The 16,978-nt window shown below is 63.5% G+C and carries 14 protein-coding genes; 13 read left to right on the top strand and 1 reads right to left on the bottom strand.

Annotation, left to right across the window (positions count from 1 at the left end; genetic code table 11):
• The first annotated feature begins 54 nt into the window (after positions 1-54).
• The 3 genes from FJ492_RS26855 (at position 55) to FJ492_RS26840 (ending at position 4,063) form a co-directional block, all read left to right on the top strand.
• Complete coding sequence (locus FJ492_RS26855; protein ID WP_140509659.1) at positions 55-2,133, top strand: acetate--CoA ligase family protein; 2,079 nt, start codon at positions 55-57, stop codon at positions 2,131-2,133.
• Positions 2,126-2,908, top strand: a complete 783-nt coding sequence (locus FJ492_RS26850) for a carnitinyl-CoA dehydratase (RefSeq protein WP_140773263.1) — start codon at positions 2,126-2,128, stop codon at positions 2,906-2,908. The genes FJ492_RS26855 and FJ492_RS26850 overlap by 8 nt, the downstream gene beginning before the upstream one ends.
• A gap of 213 nt (positions 2,909-3,121) precedes the next feature.
• A complete protein-coding gene (locus FJ492_RS26840) occupies positions 3,122-4,063 on the top strand; it encodes an alpha/beta hydrolase (RefSeq protein ID WP_140773261.1) in 942 nt (313 codons plus the stop codon).
• A gap of 20 nt (positions 4,064-4,083) precedes the next feature.
• Here the strand turns inward: FJ492_RS26840 and FJ492_RS26835 are convergent, their stop codons facing one another.
• Positions 4,084-4,785 carry a GntR family transcriptional regulator gene (locus FJ492_RS26835; protein WP_181166767.1) on the bottom strand — a complete coding sequence of 234 codons (702 nt, stop codon included), beginning with the start codon at positions 4,783-4,785 and terminating at the stop codon, positions 4,084-4,086.
• 216 nt (positions 4,786-5,001) lie between these two features.
• Here FJ492_RS26835 and FJ492_RS26830 point away from each other — a divergent pair, with 216 nt between their 5' ends.
• The 10 genes from FJ492_RS26830 (at position 5,002) to FJ492_RS26785 (ending at position 16,647) form a co-directional block, all read left to right on the top strand.
• On the top strand, positions 5,002-6,033 hold the full coding sequence (locus tag FJ492_RS26830; RefSeq protein WP_140773256.1) for an ABC transporter substrate-binding protein: 1,032 nt from the start codon (positions 5,002-5,004) through the stop codon (positions 6,031-6,033).
• 74 nt (positions 6,034-6,107) lie between these two features.
• The gene (locus FJ492_RS26825) at positions 6,108-7,193 is read left to right on the top strand and encodes an ABC transporter ATP-binding protein (RefSeq protein WP_140773254.1); all 1,086 of its coding nucleotides are present in this window, start codon (positions 6,108-6,110) and stop codon (positions 7,191-7,193) included.
• Positions 7,190-8,116 (top strand): ABC transporter permease, encoded by a 927-nt coding sequence (locus FJ492_RS26820; RefSeq protein ID WP_140509669.1) that lies wholly within the window; start codon positions 7,190-7,192, stop codon positions 8,114-8,116. The genes FJ492_RS26825 and FJ492_RS26820 overlap by 4 nt, the downstream gene beginning before the upstream one ends.
• Positions 8,113-8,913: an ABC transporter permease gene (locus FJ492_RS26815; protein ID WP_140752601.1), complete on the top strand. Its 801-nt coding sequence runs from the start codon at positions 8,113-8,115 to the stop codon at positions 8,911-8,913. The genes FJ492_RS26820 and FJ492_RS26815 overlap by 4 nt, the downstream gene beginning before the upstream one ends.
• 49 nt (positions 8,914-8,962) lie before the next feature.
• A complete protein-coding gene (gene ggt, locus FJ492_RS26810) occupies positions 8,963-10,549 on the top strand; it encodes a gamma-glutamyltransferase (RefSeq protein ID WP_140773251.1) in 1,587 nt (528 codons plus the stop codon).
• Between the two features lie 158 nt (positions 10,550-10,707).
• Positions 10,708-12,228, top strand: a complete 1,521-nt coding sequence (locus FJ492_RS26805) for an acyl--CoA ligase (RefSeq protein WP_181166766.1) — start codon at positions 10,708-10,710, stop codon at positions 12,226-12,228.
• 68 nt (positions 12,229-12,296) lie between these two features.
• Positions 12,297-13,277: a 2-dehydropantoate 2-reductase gene (locus tag FJ492_RS26800; RefSeq protein ID WP_140773247.1), complete on the top strand. Its 981-nt coding sequence runs from the start codon at positions 12,297-12,299 to the stop codon at positions 13,275-13,277.
• A 763-nt stretch (positions 13,278-14,040) separates the two neighbouring features.
• Positions 14,041-14,679, top strand: coding sequence for a hypothetical protein (locus tag FJ492_RS26795; RefSeq protein ID WP_246676138.1), 639 nt, complete (start codon positions 14,041-14,043; stop codon positions 14,677-14,679).
• Entirely contained in the window at positions 14,676-15,374 is a 699-nt protein-coding gene (locus FJ492_RS26790) for a hypothetical protein (RefSeq protein ID WP_140718552.1), read from the top strand. The genes FJ492_RS26795 and FJ492_RS26790 overlap by 4 nt, the downstream gene beginning before the upstream one ends.
• A 139-nt stretch (positions 15,375-15,513) precedes the next feature.
• The gene (locus tag FJ492_RS26785) at positions 15,514-16,647 is read left to right on the top strand and encodes a glycosyltransferase family 9 protein (protein ID WP_246676137.1); all 1,134 of its coding nucleotides are present in this window, start codon (positions 15,514-15,516) and stop codon (positions 16,645-16,647) included.
• Positions 16,648-16,978: the final 331 nt, after the last annotated feature.

Genomic DNA, 16,978 nt, shown 5'->3' with positions numbered 1-16,978 from the left:
TCGGGCAAACGGGATCGTTTGTCCTGAGATCGCGCTCAAAACGAAAAGATGACCATGCATAAACTCGAACGCCTTCTGCGCCCGAAATCGATCGCCGTGTTCGGCGGCGTGCAGGCCGCCGCCGTCGTGGCGCAATCGATCAAGATGGGGTTTGCCGGTGAGATCTGGCCGGTGCATCCGACCAAGGACGAGGTTGCCGGGCGCAAGGCCTACCGGTCAGTCGCGGATCTGCCCGGCGCGCCGGACGCGGCCTTTGTCGGCGTCAATCGGCACCTGACCATCGAGGTGATCAAGGCACTGGCCGAGCGCGGCGCCGGCGGCGCCGTCTGCTTTGCCGCCGGTTTCCTCGAAACCGAGGCCTATGACGAGGATGGCGAACGGCTGCAGGCCGAACTGGTTGCCGCCGCCGGTCAGATGCCGATCATCGGGCCGAATTGCTATGGCCTGATCAACTATGCCGATGGTGCGCTTTTGTGGCCCGACCAGCATGGTGGCATCAGGCTGGACGAGGGCGGCAAGGGTGTCGCCATCATCACCCAGTCCTCCAACATCGCCATCAACATGACGATGCAGAAGCGTGGCCTGCCGATCGCCTTCCTGATGACCGCCGGCAACCAGGCGCAGACCGGCCTGTCGGAAATGGCGCTTGGCCTGATCGAGGACGAGCGGGTGACTTCGCTCGGCCTGCACATCGAGGCTTTTGATTCGGTAGCCGGCTTCGAGCGGCTGGCGGCCAGGGCGAGAGAGCTCAAAAAACCGATCATCGCCATGAAGGTCGGCCGCTCCGAACAGGCGCGGCAAGCAACCGTCTCGCACACCGCCTCGCTTGCCGGGTCGGACGCTGCTTCAGGCGCCTTCCTGAAGCGGCTTGGCATCGCGCGTGTCGATTCCATCCCCGCCTTCATCGAGGCACTGAAGCTGCTGCACATCACCGGCCCGCTGCCTGGGTACAGGCTCTCATCGATGAGCTGTTCGGGCGGCGAGGCGTCGGTCATGGCCGACAGCGCCGAAGGGCGCTGGGTCAACTTCCCGGTGCTGACCGACAGCCATCGCGCCCATGTCAAATCGACGCTCGGGCCGCTGGTCGCGGTGGCCAATCCGTTGGACTACCACACCTTCATCTGGAACAACGAGCCAGCAATGACCGCCACCTTCACCGCCATGGTGTCGGGCGGCTTCGACCTCAACATGCTGGTGCTCGACTTTCCGCGCCCCGACCGCTGCTCGGTGACCGACTGGTGGGCGACGCTGCGCGCCTTCGAATCGGCGCTGAAGACCAACAAGGCGCATGGTGCCATCGTCTCCTCGCTGCCGGAGAACCTGCCTGAGGAATACACGGCCGAGCTGATGGCGCGTGGCATGGTGCCGCTGTTCGGCATTTCCGAGGCAATGGACGCCGCGCAGGCGGCGGCCTTTATCGGTTGGGCCTGGCGCGAGCCGCAGGCACAGCCGGTCGACACGAGGGCTGCCGGCGCATCCGACGTGCCGCGCGTCACACCTGACGAGGCTGAAGCCAAGGCGCGGCTGATCAAGGCCGGCCTTTCCGTGCCCAAGGGCGAGCGGGCCGGCAATGCGGTCGAGGCCGTGATCTCGTCCATGGCGCTCGGCTTTCCGGTTGCCCTGAAGGCTCTTGGCGTCACCCACAAGTCCGAGGTCGGCGCCGTCAGGCTAAACCTCAAGGACGCCGAATCGGTCAGCACGGCAGCGCATGACTTGCTGCCGCTCGGCACCGGGCTCTATGTCGAACGCATGGTGCGCGACGGCGTCGCCGAACTGCTCGTCGGCTTCACACGCGACCCGATGTTCGGCGCCGTGATGACGCTGGGCACCGGCGGCGTGCTGGTCGAATTGCTGCGCGACAGCGTCACGCTGATGCTGCCGGCGACCCGCGACGACATCGAGGCCGCGCTGCGCGGTCTGAAACTGTTCCCGCTGCTCGAAGGCTATCGCGGCCGGCCGAAGGCCGATGTCCAGGCCGCTATCGACGCCATCGCGGGTATTGCCGGCTTCGTGCAGGAGAATGCCGGCGAGATCGAGGAACTCGATATCAATCCGCTGATCGTCTGCACGCAAGGCAAGGGCGCCTGGATCGCCGACGCGCTGCTGGTGCTGGGAGAAAACAAGAATGTCTGACGTCATTTCGACCCGCCGCGAAGGCACTATCCTCGAGGTCACGCTCGACCGCCCCAAGGCCAATGCGATCGACCTGAAGACCTCGCGGCTGATGGGCGAAACGTTCAAGGCGTTCCGCGACGATCCGGAACTGCGCGTCGCCATCGTCAAGACCGCGGGCGACAAGTTCTTCTGTGCCGGCTGGGACTTGAAGGCCGCCGCCGGCGGCGACGCGGTCGATGGCGACTATGGCGTCGGCGGCTTTGCCGGCCTGCAGGAATTGCGCGATCTGAACAAGCCGGTCCTCGCTTGCGTCAACGGCATGGCGGTGGGCGGCGGCTTCGAGCTGGCGCTGTCCTGCGACCTCATCTACGCCTCCGACCATTCCTCCTTCGCGCTGCCCGAAATCCGCGCCGGCACGCTAGCCGACGCGGCGACGATCAAGCTGCCGAAGCGCATCCCCTACCATGTCGCCATGGACCTGCTGCTCACCGGCCGCTGGATGGATGTCGCCGAGGCGCATCGCTGGGGCCTGGTCAACGAGGTGCTGCCCAAGGAAAAGCTCGAGGACCGCGTCTGGGAGGTCGCCCGCCTGCTCGCCAGCGGCCCACCGCTGGTCTTCGCAGCGATCAAGGAGACGGCGCGGGTGGCGGAATCGTTGACCTTCCAGGATGCGATGAACAAGGTGACGCGCCGGCAGTTGCCGACCGTCGACGCGCTCTATGGGTCGGAGGACGGTATGGAAGGTTTTCGCGCTTTCGCGGAGAAGCGCGAGCCTGTGTGGAAGGGGAAATAACTCGGAGATGATGGCGCCAGGCACCCCCCTCTGCCCTGCCGGGCATCTCCCCCTCAAGGGGGGAGATCGGCGGTCTTGCCAACAGCGCTCTTCCGGAAACGTTGGCGGTTGGCGAAAGCCGAGACGAGATCCGATCTGCCCCCTTGAGGGGGAGATGGCCGGCAGGCCAGAGGGGGGTGCCTGGGCGCGTTCATTGCTGTCCGGTCTCCGTTCATGACCGACTACGCAAAACTCATAGACACCGAGACCTGGGCCTTCATCGAGCGGACCAATTCCTATTATCCGCCCGATACGATCGACTACACGATCGCGCGGCAGCGCGAGATCTATGACCGCATGTGCCGCGAGTTCTTTGCCGGCTATCCGCAAGGCGTGACGGCCGAGACGACCGCCATCGCCACACCTGCCAGCAACATCCCGATCCGCATCTATCGCAACGCGACGCCGGACCGTGCCGCCATGGTGCTCTACATCCATGGCGGAGGCTTCATCCTCGGCGGGCTGGACAGCCACGACGATGTCTGCGCCGAGCTTTGCGGCCGCACCGGTTATGAGGTGGTCTCGGTCGATTACCGGCTGGCGCCGGAGCATCTACACCCAGCCGCTTTCGACGATGCGATGACCGCCTTCGAATGGGCCGCGGGGGGCTCCGACCGCCCGGTGGTGCTGTGCGGCGACAGCGCCGGCGGCAACCTTTGCGCCGCCGTTGCGCACGCGACGCGTGGCCATGCGAAAAAGCCGGTCGGCCAGATGCTGATCTATCCCGGCCTCGGCGGCGATCGCTCGCGTGGATCCTATGTGACACACGCCCAAGCGCCGATGCTGACGGTGCGCGATCTCGAGTTCTACAAGCACATCCGCACCGGGGGCGTGGACCAGACCGGTGACATCACGCTGTCGCCGCTGGCCGATGCCGATTTCGCCAACCTGCCGCCGACCGTGCTGGTGACCGCCGAGTGCGACCCGCTGTCATCCGATGGCGAGGCTTATCGCGACCGCATCGTCGCGGCAGGCGGGCGCGCCACCTGGTTCGAGGAACCCGGCCTGGTGCACGGCTATCTCAGGGCCCGGCACAGCGTCGCCCGCGCCCGCGCGAGCTTCACCCGCATCGTCGACGCGGTGGCGACGCTCGGAAAGGGCGGCTGGACCTGGTAGGCGCCAATGGGCTGTCTCGTTCAGGAGGCCTTGGCCAGAAAACTCTGATAGTCCGATTTCGCCTGCAGCAGGCGCAACACGTTCTCGCGCGAACCGCGCACATGGGCGCGCGCCAGCGTTCCGGCGCGGCTGATATCGTTTGCGCAGATCGCCTCGACGATCTCGGCATGCTCGTCGCGGGCGATCTTCCATTCGTCGAGCCACAGGAGTTCGGTCCAGACATAGTGCTGGCACTTGTCGAGGATGCCACACAGCATGCCGTGCAGCATCGCATTGCCGCTGATTTCGGCAATGACGCGGTGCAGATCGATGCCCACCTCCAGTTCCTGGAATTTCTCCCGCGTCGTGCGGTCGGGAATGGCGGCCAGCCGTTCGCACTCGGCCAGCATGGCGCGCAGCCGCGCCTTGTCCTTCTCGGTCGCGGCGGCCGCCGCCAATTCCGTCGCATGGCCGTCGAGCAGTTCGCGGATGTCGAAGGCCTCGCGGAACATGTTGATGTCGAACTCGGTGACGGCATAGCCCTGGCGCGGCCGGCCGGTGACCAGTCCGTCGCGCTCCAGCCGGTTGAAGGCCTCGCGCACCGGCGTGCGGCTGACATTGAGTTTGGCCGCGATATCGCTCTCGGTGACGCGCGAGCCCGGCGGAATCTGGCCGGTCACGATCATCGCCTTGAGCGCGGAATAGACCGAGTCGCGCAGCGTATTTTTTGTTTCCTTGGCCAAGTTCCGTTCCCAGTTCTCCGGCTGCTTTAGCCGAACATTGCCTCGTTTGTAGTCGCAGTCGGCGCAATTTGCCACGCCCTGCGGCACCGTCCCATCGCGTCGAATTGATCGTCCTCGCCGGAGTTGACAACACCGATCTCTCGGCTACATTCGAAATTGTATACAAAATCGCATGCCAAATCAAAAACAAATGGGAACACCGGTCGGAGAACCGAAATGAACAGGAACTTTAGAACTTTCGCGATAGCCGGCCTCATTGCCTCCGCGGCAGTGCCTGCCCTCGCCGCCGACACCATCACCGTCGCCTCGTGGGGCGGCACCTATCAGGAAGCGGAAACCAAGGCCTTCTTCAAGCCGACCGCCGATGCGCTCGGCATCACCATCAAGGAAGACACCACCAACGGCCTCGACGACGTGCGCCTGCAGGTGACCGGCAATGCCGTCAAATGGGACATCACCGAGCTGGGCGCCGACGAATGCGCGCGCGGCTCCAAGGAAGGGCTGTTCGAAAAGCTGGATTACGGCATCATCGACAAGAGCGGCATCAACCCCAAGCTGGTGCATGACGACTGGGTCGGCATTTCCTACACCTCCGTCGTGCTGATCTATCGGACCGACGTCTTCGGCGACAAGGGCCCGAAGACCTGGGCCGACTTCTGGAACGTGGAGAAGTTTCCGGGACGGCGCGCGCTGAGCAGCAGCCAGGCGACGGAGACGCTGAGCGTCGCCGCACTCGCCTCCGGCCTGCCGATCGACAAGGTCTATCCCGTCGACATCGACGGCGCGCTGAAATCGGTCGACAAGATCCGTGGCCATGTCGACGCCTGGTGGACCTCCGGCGCCCAGGCCATGCAACTGGTGAAGGATGGCGAAGTCGACATGGCGAGCATCTGGAACGGCCGTGCCGGCACCCTGAAGAAGGCAGGCGCGCCCGTCAGCTTCTCGTTCGACCAGGGCGTGCTCACCGCCGACTGCATGATCATCCCCAAAGGCGCCAAGAACAAGGAAGCGGCGATGAAGGCGCTGGCGATGTTCGTCAGCCCGCAGCTGCAGGCCAATCTGCCGCTCTATGTCGACAATGGGCCGGTGAACGAGAAGGCTTTCGAGACCGGCAAGATCCCGCCCGAGCGGATCAAGGACATCAACTCGGCGCCCGAAAACGTCAAGAAGCAGGTGTTGCAGGATGCCGAGTTCTGGCGCGACACCCTCGTCGAGGCGACGGAAAAGTTCAACAATCTGATCCAATAGGCCGGAACCCTGACATTGCGGGGCGGCGCAAACGCCGCCCCGCTCCTTCAGTCTCCGCCCAGGAGAAAACGATCTTGTCCATTGCACCATCCGCGCTGCCGATCAGCATGCGCCGGATCGAGAAACGATTTGGCAGCGTGCCGGTGTTGCGCGACCTGAATCTCGATGTCGAAGCCGGCGAGTTCCTGACGCTGCTCGGGCCTTCCGGATCGGGGAAGACGACGCTGCTGATGATCCTGGCCGGTTTCGTCAGAGCCAATGGCGGGAGCATCAAGGTCGGCGGCGACGAGATCATCACCACGCCGCCGCACAGGCGCAACATCGGCATGGTATTCCAGAACTATGCGCTGTTTCCGCATATGGATGTCTTCCACAACATCGCCTTTCCACTGAAGCAGCGCGGCGTCGCGGCAGCCGAGACGGCGCAGCGCGTGGAGAAGGCGCTGGAGCTGGTGAAGCTGCAGGGCTTGGGCGAGCGCCGCGTCGACCAGCTCTCCGGCGGTCAGCGCCAGCGCGTGGCCCTGGCGCGCGCCATCGTCTTCGAGCCGCGCATCGTCTTGATGGACGAACCGCTGTCGGCGCTCGACAAGGGTCTGCGCGAGCATATGCAGATCGAATTGCGCGCGCTTCATCGCCGTCTTGGCATGACGACGGTCTATGTCACGCACGACCAGCGCGAAGCCATCACCATGTCGGACCGTATTGCCGTGATGAACGCTGGCCGCATCGAACAGCTCGACAAGCCCGAAACCCTCTATGTCGCGCCGAAGACGCAATTCGTGGCCGGTTTCATCGGCGAATCGAATTTCATTCCCGTCGAGTGCCGCAACGGGTCGGTCTGGTATCAGGACAGGCGAATCCAGACCGGCGCACCGACACCGCCGGCGGGTCGGCATCTGATGGTGGTGCGACCGGAGAAGTTGCGGCTGGTCACCGCGGACGAGCCGTCGACCGACATCAATGTGCTCGATGCGACGGTCAGCGATATCATCTACCAGGGCGACAGTTTCGTCTGCTATGCCAGCCTGAGTGACGGCCGCCAGCTGACGTTGCGCGATTATTGCCGCAGCGATGTGCTGGCCAGAATGCCGGCGCCCGGCCAGCCGATCACGCTCGGCCTCGATACGAAGGACACGATCCTGGTGGCGGCCGAGGGATGAGCGCGCAATCCGCCCTGCTGAAAGAGATCGCCGGCCCGGCGAGGCAGGATCTGAACGCGCAAGAGCTACGCGCCGATGCGCGGCGGGAGTCACTGCGGCTGCTGGCGTTGCTGGCGCCGAGCCTGTTCCTTGTCTGTGCCATCATCATCGTGCCGATCGGCTGGCTGTTCTGGCTGTCGCTGTTCGACGAGACCGGCGCCTTCAGCGCCGCCAACTACGCACGCTTCTTCGAGCAGGCCTCCTACATCAGGACCTTCATCACCACCTTCAAGGTCGCCTTCATCGTTACCGGCGCCTGCGTGCTGCTGGGCTATCCCCTGGCCTACATGCTGTCGCAACTGCCGCGCCGGGCCGCCTCGATCTGCCTGATCTTCGTCATCCTGCCGTTCTGGACATCGGTTCTGGTGCGCACCTATGCCTGGCTGGTGATCCTGCAGCGCAAGGGCCTGATCAACAGCTGGCTGATCGACCTCGGCGTGATCAGCCAGCCGCTGTCGCTGGCCAATAATTTTTCAGGCGTGGTCATCGGCATGACGCACATATTGCTGCCGTTTCTTGTTTTGCCGCTCTACGCCTCGATGAAGACCATCGACACCGACTGCCTGCGCGCCGGCATGAACCTCGGCGCCGGCCCGGCCGCGACCTTTAGGCAGATCTTCTTTCCGCTGTCGCTGCCCGGCCTCGCCTCGGGCGTGGTCATCGTCTTCGTGCTGTGCCTCGGCTTCTTCGTCACGCCGGCGCTGATGGGCGGCGGCAAGGTGGTGATGTGGGCGATGCGCATGGAACAGACCACCAGCCTCTATTCCAACTGGGGTGCGGGTGCGGCACTCGGCGTGGTGCTGCTGGTGGTCACGCTCGCGCTTCTGGGCCTGTTCCAGTGGCTGCTCGGCGCGCGCGCCACCGGCGTATGGAGTTCGCGATGAGCGGAGATATCGGCCTGCCGATCTCGCACCGGCAACGCCTGTGGCTCTACGGCCTCGGCGGCCTCGTGCTGTTGTTCCTGATCGCGCCGTCGGTCATCATCGTCATCATGTCGTTTTCGGATTCGACGCTGCTGCAATTCCCGCCGCAGCAATGGTCGCTGCGCTGGTACGAAAGCTATTTCCAGTCGCTGGAATGGCGTGACGCCACCATCGTGTCGGTGAAGGTCGCTGTCATGACCGCGCTGGTGGCGACGCCGCTCGGCACCGCCGCGGCCTACGCCATCAACAGGGGTACGCTGCGCTTCAACGGCACCATCAACGCGCTGCTCACGGCGTCGCTGATCATCCCGGTGATCCTGATCGGCATCGGCACCTTCTTCCTCTATGCGCGCATCGGCCTCAACAACACGCTGACCGGCCTGGTCATCGCGCATACGGTGCAGGCGCTGCCGCTGGTGGTGCTGACCGTGCTGTCGGGCCTGCGCTCCTACGACATGAACCAGGAGCGCGTGGCGCGCAGCCTGGGTGCGGGACGCATCGCTGCCTTCTGGCAGGTGACGATGCCGCAGATCCGCTTCTCGATCGTCTCGGGGGCGCTGTTTGCCTTCATCACCTCCTTCGACGAAGTTGTCGTCTCGCTGTTCATCTCGGGCGGCGAGACCACCACCTTGACGCGCCGCATGTTCAACGCGCTGCGCGACCAGATCGACCCGACCATCGCCGCCATCTCGACCTGCCTGATCGTGCTCTCGGTCCTGCTGTTGTCGCTGGCGCAGATCTTCGGCCGCCGGCATTGATTTCATCGGACCCATTCGCTTCAAGTGACCCTAGGGATATCCAGACCAGATGCGTGATTTCCAGTTTCCCGGCCGCTCGCCGGTTCGTGCCACGGAAGCGATTGCCGCGACATCGCACCCGCTCTCGACGCTGGCGGCCATCGAGATGCTGCGCGCCGGCGGCAACGCCATGGATGCCGCCATCTGTGCGGCCGCCGTGCAGGGCGTGGTCGAGCCGCAATCGACCGGCATAGGCGGCGATTGCTTTGTCCTCTACTGCCCCAAGGGACAAAGCAAGGTGCTGGCCTTCAACGGCTCCGGCCGGGCGCCGGCGGCCGCGACCGTCGACTGGTATCGCGACAAGGGTTTTAGCGAGCTTCCCAAGCAGGGACCGCATGCGGTGACCGTGCCGGGCGCCATCGACGCCTGGTGCCGGCTGCTCGAGGACCATGGCAGCAAGAGCCTGACCGAGGTGCTGGCGCCGGCGATCCACTATGCCGAGAATGGCTATGTCGTGCACGACCGCGTCGCCTTCGACTGGGCCGACCCGGAGACCGATCTTTCCGCCGACGAGCACGCGGCCCGCATCTTCCTGCCCGGCGGCGCCGCGCCGAAGGCCGGCGACGTGCACAAGCAGCCGGAGCTGGCCGCCACCTTGCGGATAATCGCCAAGCACGGCCGCGCCGGATTCTACGAAGGCGCGGTCGCCGACGACATGGTGCGCCGGCTCAACGAATTGGGCGGGCTGCATTCGCATGAGGATTTCGCCGCGACTAGGGGCGACTATGTGGCGCCGGTCAGCGTCAGCTATGGCGGTCATGAGATTCACCAGATGCCGCCGAACAACCAGGGCCTGACGGCGCTGATGATGCTGAACGTGCTGTCGGGCTTCAAGCTCGGCGGGCTCAACCCCAACGGCGCCGAGCGCCTGCATCTGGAGATCGAGGCCGGGCGGCTGGCCTATCGCGACCGCGACCGTTTCGTCGGCGACCAGGACCGTGTCCCGGTGCCCGTGAGAGAGCTTCTGTCGGCCGCCCATGCCGAGCGGCTGCGCGCCGAGATCGACCGCGAGCGCGCCATGACCCATCTGCCTGACATCCAGTTGCCCGGCAGCGACACGGTCTACATCTCGATCGTCGACCGCGACCGCAACGCGGTCTCCTTCATCAACTCGACCTATTATTCCTTCGGCAGCGGCGTCGTCGGCCCGAAGACCGGCGTGGTGCTGCAGAACCGCGGCTCGAGCTTCCGCCTCGACGCGGCGCACCCCAACGCCATCGCGCCCGGCAAGCGGCCGATGCACACGATCATGCCAGGCATGGCGACCAAAAACGGCCGCGTGGTGATGCCGTTCGGCGTCATGGGCGGCGGCTACCAGCCGTTCGGCCATGTCCATCTTTTGACCAACGTGATCGATTTCGGCATGGACCCGCAGCAGGCGCTCGACGCGCCGCGCGTGTTCTACAATGACGGCATGGTGGAGGCCGAGCGCAACGTGCCCGCCGAGGCGATCGAAGGCCTGCGCCGGCGCGGCCATGCCATCACCGAGCCGCACCATCCGCTCGGCGGCGGCCAGGCGGTGCTGATCGACTGGGACAAGGGAACGCTGACGGGGGCATCGGACCCGCGCAAGGACGGGATGGCGCTGGGATATTGAGGTTTACGGCAGGATGATTGGTCGCAACCTTTGAAAGCCGTGGTTTCCTCTCCCCCACAACGTGGGAGAGGTGGCTCGGCGAAGCCGAGACGGAGCGGGGGCGGCGCCAACGTCGACTGGACTTTCACAAGCACTCGTCTGAAACATAGCCGGTGACCATGACCCAGACCCACACAGACCTCTCCCGCCGCCTCGTCGCCGGCGCCGATGCCGCGCCGGCAATCCTCGCTCCTGACAGACCCACGCTCACCCATGGCGGCCTGCGCGCGCTGATCGCCGCCACGGCCACACAGCTGCACGCGCTCGGCATCGGCCGGGGCGACAGGGTGGCGATCGTGCTGCCGAACGGGCCGGAGATGGCGACGGCTTTCGTCGCCGTGGCGGCCACCGCCTCGACGGCGCCGCTCAACCCCGCCTACCGGGCCGACGAGCTCAATTTCTACCTGACCGACATCGGTGCCAAGGCGATCCTTGTCGGAGTCGATGAAGCCGGCCCGGCTGTGACCGTTGCCGATCGCCTCGGCATCCGCGTGCTGCGCCTCATCGTGCCGCCAGATGCGCCTGCCGGCACTTTCATCATCGAGGGTGCCGCGGTCGGACCGCAAGCGGCGTCCGATATGGCTGGTGACGATGATATCGCGCTTTTGCTGCACACCTCCGGCACCACCTCACGCCCCAAGCTGGTGCCGCTCAGCCATGCCAATGTCGCGGCCTCCGCCCGCCATATCGGCGCGACGCTTGGCCTGACGGCGGATGACCGCTGCCTCAACATCATGCCGCTGTTCCACATCCACGGCCTGATCGCGGCGGTGCTGTCGTCGCTGGCATCGGGCGGCAGCATCTACTGCACGCCGGGCTTCAACGCGCTGCGCTTCTTCCAGTGGCTGAGCGACGCCAAACCGAGCTGGTACACGGCGGTGCCGACCATGCACCAGGCGATCCTGACGCGCGCGGCGCGCAATGCCGAAGCACTGGCGGCGGCACGCCCGCGCTTCATTCGCTCGTCCTCGGCGTCGCTGCCGGCGCAGGTGATGGCCGAACTCGAGGCGACCTTCGGCTGCCCTGTCATCGAATCCTATGGCATGACCGAGGCCGCGCACCAGATGGCGTCGAACCGGCTGCCGCCGGGCCTGCGCAAGCCGGGCAGCGTCGGTGCGGCCGGCGGCCCCGAAGTGGCGGTCATGACGCCGGATGGCCGGCTGGTGCAAGCCGGCGAGACCGGCGAAATCGTCATTCGCGGACCCAATGTCACGTCAGGTTATGAGAAAAACCCGGACGCCAACGCCACCGCCTTCGCGCATGGCTGGTTCCACACCGGCGACCAGGGCGTGCTCGACGCTGACGGCTATCTCAGGGTCACCGGCCGGCTGAAGGAGATCATCAATCGCGGCGGCGAGAAGATCTCGCCGCTTGAGGTCGACGACGTGCTGATGGACCACCCGGCGGTGGCGCAGGTGGTGACCTTCGCCATTCCGCATGACAAGCTCGGCGAGGAGGTGGCGGCGGCCGTGGTGTTGCGCGAAGGCATGAGCGCAACCGAGGGCGAAATCCGCGCCCACGCCGCGATGCGGCTCGCCGACTTCAAGGTGCCGCGCAAGGTGCTGATCCTGGACGAGATCCCCAAGGGCGCGACCGGCAAGCTGCAGCGCATTGGGCTCGCCGCCAAACTCGGGCTCTAATGCATGTCGCTTGGAAGCGTCCCTCGGTTCCGAGATAACGACATGCATAGAATCAAAGGCTCACTACGATGAAGATCACCATCTTCGGTGCCGGCGCCATCGGCGGCTATCTCGCGGCAAAGCTGGCCATCGCCGGCCGGACCGACCTGTCGATCGTCGCCCGTGGCGCGCATCTCGAGGCAATCAAGGCAAATGGCCTGCGCCTGATCGAGGACGGGAAGGAGACGACCGCCCCGGTCCGCGCCGTCGCCAAGGCGGAAGATCTTGGCGCGCAGGATTATGTCGTGCTGGCGCTGAAGGCGCATTCCGTCGCGCCCGCGCTCGACCAGATCGCGCCGCTGCTTGGGGAGAACACATCGGTCGTCACCATGCAGAACGGTGTTCCCTGGTGGTATTTCTACAAGGCCGGCGGCGCGCTCGAAGGCACCAGGCTGCATCAGGTCGACCCCGGCGGCTCGATTTGGGAGCGGCTCGGCCCGCAGCGCGTCATCGGCGCGGTGGTCTACCCCGCCGTCGAGGTCGACGCGCCCGGCCTGATCCGCCATGTCGAAGGCAGGCGCTTCTCGCTCGGCGAACCCTCGGGCGAGAGGAGCGAACGGGCCACACTCCTGGCCGGGGAGATGGTCAAGGCCGGGCTGCAGGCGCCGGTGCGCGACGACATCCGCGGCGAGATCTGGGTAAAACTGTGGGGCAATCTCTCCTTCAACCCGATCTCGGCGCTGACCGGCTCGACGCTGGCCGCGATCGTCGCCGACGAGGGCACCCGCCAGCTCGCCCGCACCATGATGCTGGAAGCGCAAGCAATCGGCGAAAGCCTGGGCGTGCGCTTCCCCATCGACGTCGACCGCCGCATCAAGGGCGCCGGCGACGTCGGTGAACACAAGACCTCGATGCTGCAGGATCTGGAACGCGGCCGACCGATGGAGATCGACGCGCTGGTGGGCGCGGTGCAGGAGCTTGGCCGGCTGACGGGCAAGCCAACGCCAGCTATCGATGGGGTGCTGGGGTTGGTAAAGAGGTTGGCGGTGGAGCGGGGGTGTTACGGGTGAGGTGGGAAACCGGCATCGGTCAGTGCCTGCCGTCCCGAATGACCCGAGAGAGACGTCCATAACTCTACGGTTGGACGGCCGCTTTGCGCCTCATCTCGATTATCGAAGTCAGCTGTGCCGCCGCCGAAAAGCGGACGTTAGTGACGACGCATCAGATGTGACGGGTGCGCCAGGACCGCACCTAGCCGTGACCCATGTGTGATGTCGACTTGTCCTTAGTTCCCGCTCGTAAAGCGTTGCAGGGCCAAGGTTCCACAGCCGGTAGACACGATCGGGCTCGGCCAAGCCGCGGCCGGGTTCTGTCAAGATATTTTGGGCTCCGACGCGGAGTGGATAGCTGCTTCTGCCGACTTTCTTCCGCAAGGTGGAGAAAAACAGTTGGCGACCTACTTCAGAGGGTAGGAACAAGCGCGGAACGCTGACCTCAGATTGAAAGGGACGCGCAATGCCGAACACTACGATTTGCCCTTGGTACACCAAGGACGGGGAAGAGGCCGTGGCCCGCTTCTCCCGAGATCTTTTCCGATAGCGCATTTGGTGCCGATCACCGTGCACGGTCGCCACCGTGACCAGGTGATCCGCTTTACTTCGGTCTTCCGCTTGCAGTGATTCCCTGCTTAATTCGAGTAAATTTGCACAATTATGGGGTTGCGGCATGATACCAATCTACATCGGCTATGATCCACGGGAATCCCGCGTTCTAGACGTAGCGCGATGGAGCGCTTATCGGCGGACAAGCACGCCGTTGCAGATCCTACCATTGGTGCTCAAAGACCTTGAAGCCCAAGGAATTATGAAGCGACCTATGGTGGTACGGGATGGTAAGCTCTGGTGCCCGATTTCCGAAGCACCGATGGCGACAGAGTTTGCCATATCGCGCTTTGCCGTTCCGTTTATAAGGCAAGGCGGCTGGGCCATGTTCTGCGATTGTGATGTCCTGTTTCTGAAGGATCCAGCCAAGCTGCTCGATCTAGTCGATCCTTCCTACGCGATTATGGCGGTTAAGCACCAGCAACGCGAATCCGAAGCGGTCAAGATGGACGGACAAATGCAGACGTTCTATCGCCGCAAAAACTGGTCGTCGGTCGTTTTGTGGAATCTAGATCATCCCTCCAACAGACGGCTGACCAACGAGATGCTCAATACGTGGCCTGGACGTGACCTCCACGCCTTCAAATGGCTTGAGGACCACGAGATCGGGGAATTGCCTCTGGCATGGAACTACCTCGTAGGGGCTTCGGCTTCGGAACTCGATCCCGCCGATGTCTCGCTGGCGCACTACACGCTCGGCGGCCCTTGGTTTGCGGGCTGGTCCGGCACCACGCAATGGGACGAATTGTGGAGGCGAGAAGAGAGCATTCTGCGCGCGTTTGAGGAACATGCCGTTCAGGTTCCCGCATGAAAACTCCGCTTTTGGATTTCTTGCCAATCTTCTCAAAGCCAACTCTTCGGTTGCCCAGGGTCACGGGTCCCGCCTTGGTGATGGGGTCGGCGCCGAATTTTCGCCTCCCGGAGGGACATGGTGTCGATTGGGCACTTGTGACCGTCAATGCTTCCCAGCTTTTGGCGGAAACGTTCGGCCTCCGCCTTCCTGATATCGCCGTCATCCGCCGCGGCATTTTAGTCGGTGCGAGCGAACAGGACTTCTACAAGCGCGACTTGTTAAAGGGACGGCAGGCGAAACATCTGATCGTACCGGTTTGGCCGGACGTTGAAGACAAGCTGAAAGCTGGTTGTCGCACCTTCAATTATGGTTTTGATACCTTGCAGGCGCTCACCAAATGGCAACTTGCCAACATCGTCTGGCGGCTTAGCGGCACATATCATGTGTCCCGCGGCTGGCACCGGAAAATCTCCACCGGAGCCTTCGCGATCATGTTGACGCGTTTCGCCGGTTTCGCCCCTGTTGTAGTCAGCGGGTTTTCCCTGTCCCAGGCTGGGCATGGATACGACACCCGAAATGCCTTTCGATATCATGCCGACGAAGATGCGGATTTGCTTCGCCTGGTAGTGAGTAGAGGCGAGCCAATCTACGCAGAGGATAGGGACTTCGCTGCGGAAACTGGATTGCCCTTGTGGCAGGGACAGATGCCATGACGAGTGCTTCTTAGGGGAGCTTGCAACATGGGCTGTCCCGAACGCTATAGCAAAGATGATCTAGCTCCGATGAGATATCCATTTCTCGGAGATGCGAACCGACCAACGACCAACATTACCCGCCCTTCAGGAGGTTGGTGTGCTGAATAGCTCGATGGTTGATCGGCAGGCTATCAAGTCCATTCTCGTTATTCAGACGAAGTACATCGGGGACATCATTCTGACCTCGGTGCTCGTACGAAATTTGCGCCTCGCTTACCCAAACGCTGCGATAGCCATGCTCTGCGCTCCTGGCCTGCGAGACTTCGTAATCAGCCAGAATATCGCGGACGTGGCCATCGGGTTCGACGGTAGAAGTGCTGGTAGAAGTCTGCTTCAGCGGATGAAGGAATATTCAAGCCTGGTCGCTGACCTCCGTCGCCGAAAATTCGATCTCACCATTGATGTAACTGACTCGAAGACGTCAAGGATATTGCACAGGTCAATCAGCGCTCCGCTGCGCGTTGGGTACAACCCCCCGGAAAAGCCCCTGAAGTTTTGGGAAGGTCAGCCTGCTAATATATTTGCTGAAACCTTTGGTCGTGGAGGCGCGCACTATTTGTACCGATATTTGTCCCCGCTTGAAGCCCTTGGGATAGAATTACGCGAAGTGACGCCGAGGCTTGAACCCACACCGGTTGGGCGAAGCGCGTCTACCCAGGTTCTGGCGCAAAGCAAGCTGGCTGTAAAAGCTTTCGTCGCTGTGCACGCTGGAGCAAGGTTCGAAGGGCGGTGTTGGCAACCTGAACGGTTCGCTGCAATAATCGACGAGGTTTATGCCGCGACGGGCCTGCGGTCACTACTGGTTGGTGGACCTAATGAAGGCCCAACCGCGCAGACAATCTTGGACATGGCAGCGTCACCATTGGCGAGCGTTGTTGGTAAGATCTCGCTTGAAACATTAACTGCTTTGCTTGCGGATGCATTTATCTTTCTGGGAAACGAGAGCGGCCCAATGCACCTGGCTGCGTCAGTCGGAACGCCGGTTGTGGGCCTTTATGGCCTCACGCCACCCGACATCTGGGGACCTCTTGGGGTGCTTCACCGCACCGTTGAGCCGCCGTTGCCTTGCCAGTGCATTGCGCCCGATTTGTGCAAGCCCGGCAATCCGGGCGGCGTGTACTGCGTTCATCGACTACCCGTTGCCAAGGTCGCTCAGGCGACACGAGACCTGATAGATGCAGTGAGGCAGCAGGCGAACGAGACGGCCAATCAAACCGACTCACTCCGGTAGAAACAGCGATGACCGGCCCGCGTGAAACCGTGAAGAAGGCACTGCAGACCTATGTCGACGAGATCGTGCGATCATCAATTCGGTGATAGGCAGGCGGTAAAGCTTCACCAGTCCGCGCAGCAATGCGCTCAGTCGCGAAAACATTTTGAACGCTGCTGGCTGTCATCTGTTTTATCCCAAATGTACACATCTAACCTGCCTAGCTGCGGCGCTCGGGCGGTACTGCCGTTTCATCCTGATAGCGGATAACCGGGTTCCGGCCCCAAGCCGGTCATTACCTCGCAAGTGCCGGATCGCCGGTAGCGATGCAAACCCTAAGTCACCCCTTCCC

It is taken from the genome of Mesorhizobium sp. B2-5-4 (assembly GCF_006441095.1).
Lineage (GTDB): Bacteria > Pseudomonadota > Alphaproteobacteria > Rhizobiales > Rhizobiaceae > Mesorhizobium > Mesorhizobium salmacidum.
Note: the sequence above shows the minus strand (reverse complement) of the source record. Positions and strands in the feature narration are given on the sequence as shown.

What these genes read in the sequence shown, in the direction of transcription:
- FJ492_RS26805 (WP_181166766.1), top strand. Translation starts at nt 10,708, where the DNA reads ATGACCCAGACCCACACAGACCTCTCCCGCCGCCTCGTCGCCGGCGCC.
- FJ492_RS26815 (WP_140752601.1), top strand. Translation starts at nt 8,113, where the DNA reads ATGAGCGGAGATATCGGCCTGCCGATCTCGCACCGGCAACGCCTGTGG.
- FJ492_RS26855 (WP_140509659.1), top strand. Translation starts at nt 55, where the DNA reads ATGCATAAACTCGAACGCCTTCTGCGCCCGAAATCGATCGCCGTGTTC.
- FJ492_RS26800 (WP_140773247.1), top strand. Translation starts at nt 12,297, where the DNA reads ATGAAGATCACCATCTTCGGTGCCGGCGCCATCGGCGGCTATCTCGCG.
- FJ492_RS26850 (WP_140773263.1), top strand. Translation starts at nt 2,126, where the DNA reads ATGTCTGACGTCATTTCGACCCGCCGCGAAGGCACTATCCTCGAGGTC.
- FJ492_RS26820 (WP_140509669.1), top strand. Translation starts at nt 7,190, where the DNA reads ATGAGCGCGCAATCCGCCCTGCTGAAAGAGATCGCCGGCCCGGCGAGG.
- FJ492_RS26790 (WP_140718552.1), top strand. Translation starts at nt 14,676, where the DNA reads ATGAAAACTCCGCTTTTGGATTTCTTGCCAATCTTCTCAAAGCCAACT.
- FJ492_RS26840 (WP_140773261.1), top strand. Translation starts at nt 3,122, where the DNA reads ATGACCGACTACGCAAAACTCATAGACACCGAGACCTGGGCCTTCATC.
- ggt (WP_140773251.1), top strand. Translation starts at nt 8,963, where the DNA reads ATGCGTGATTTCCAGTTTCCCGGCCGCTCGCCGGTTCGTGCCACGGAA.
- FJ492_RS26830 (WP_140773256.1), top strand. Translation starts at nt 5,002, where the DNA reads ATGAACAGGAACTTTAGAACTTTCGCGATAGCCGGCCTCATTGCCTCC.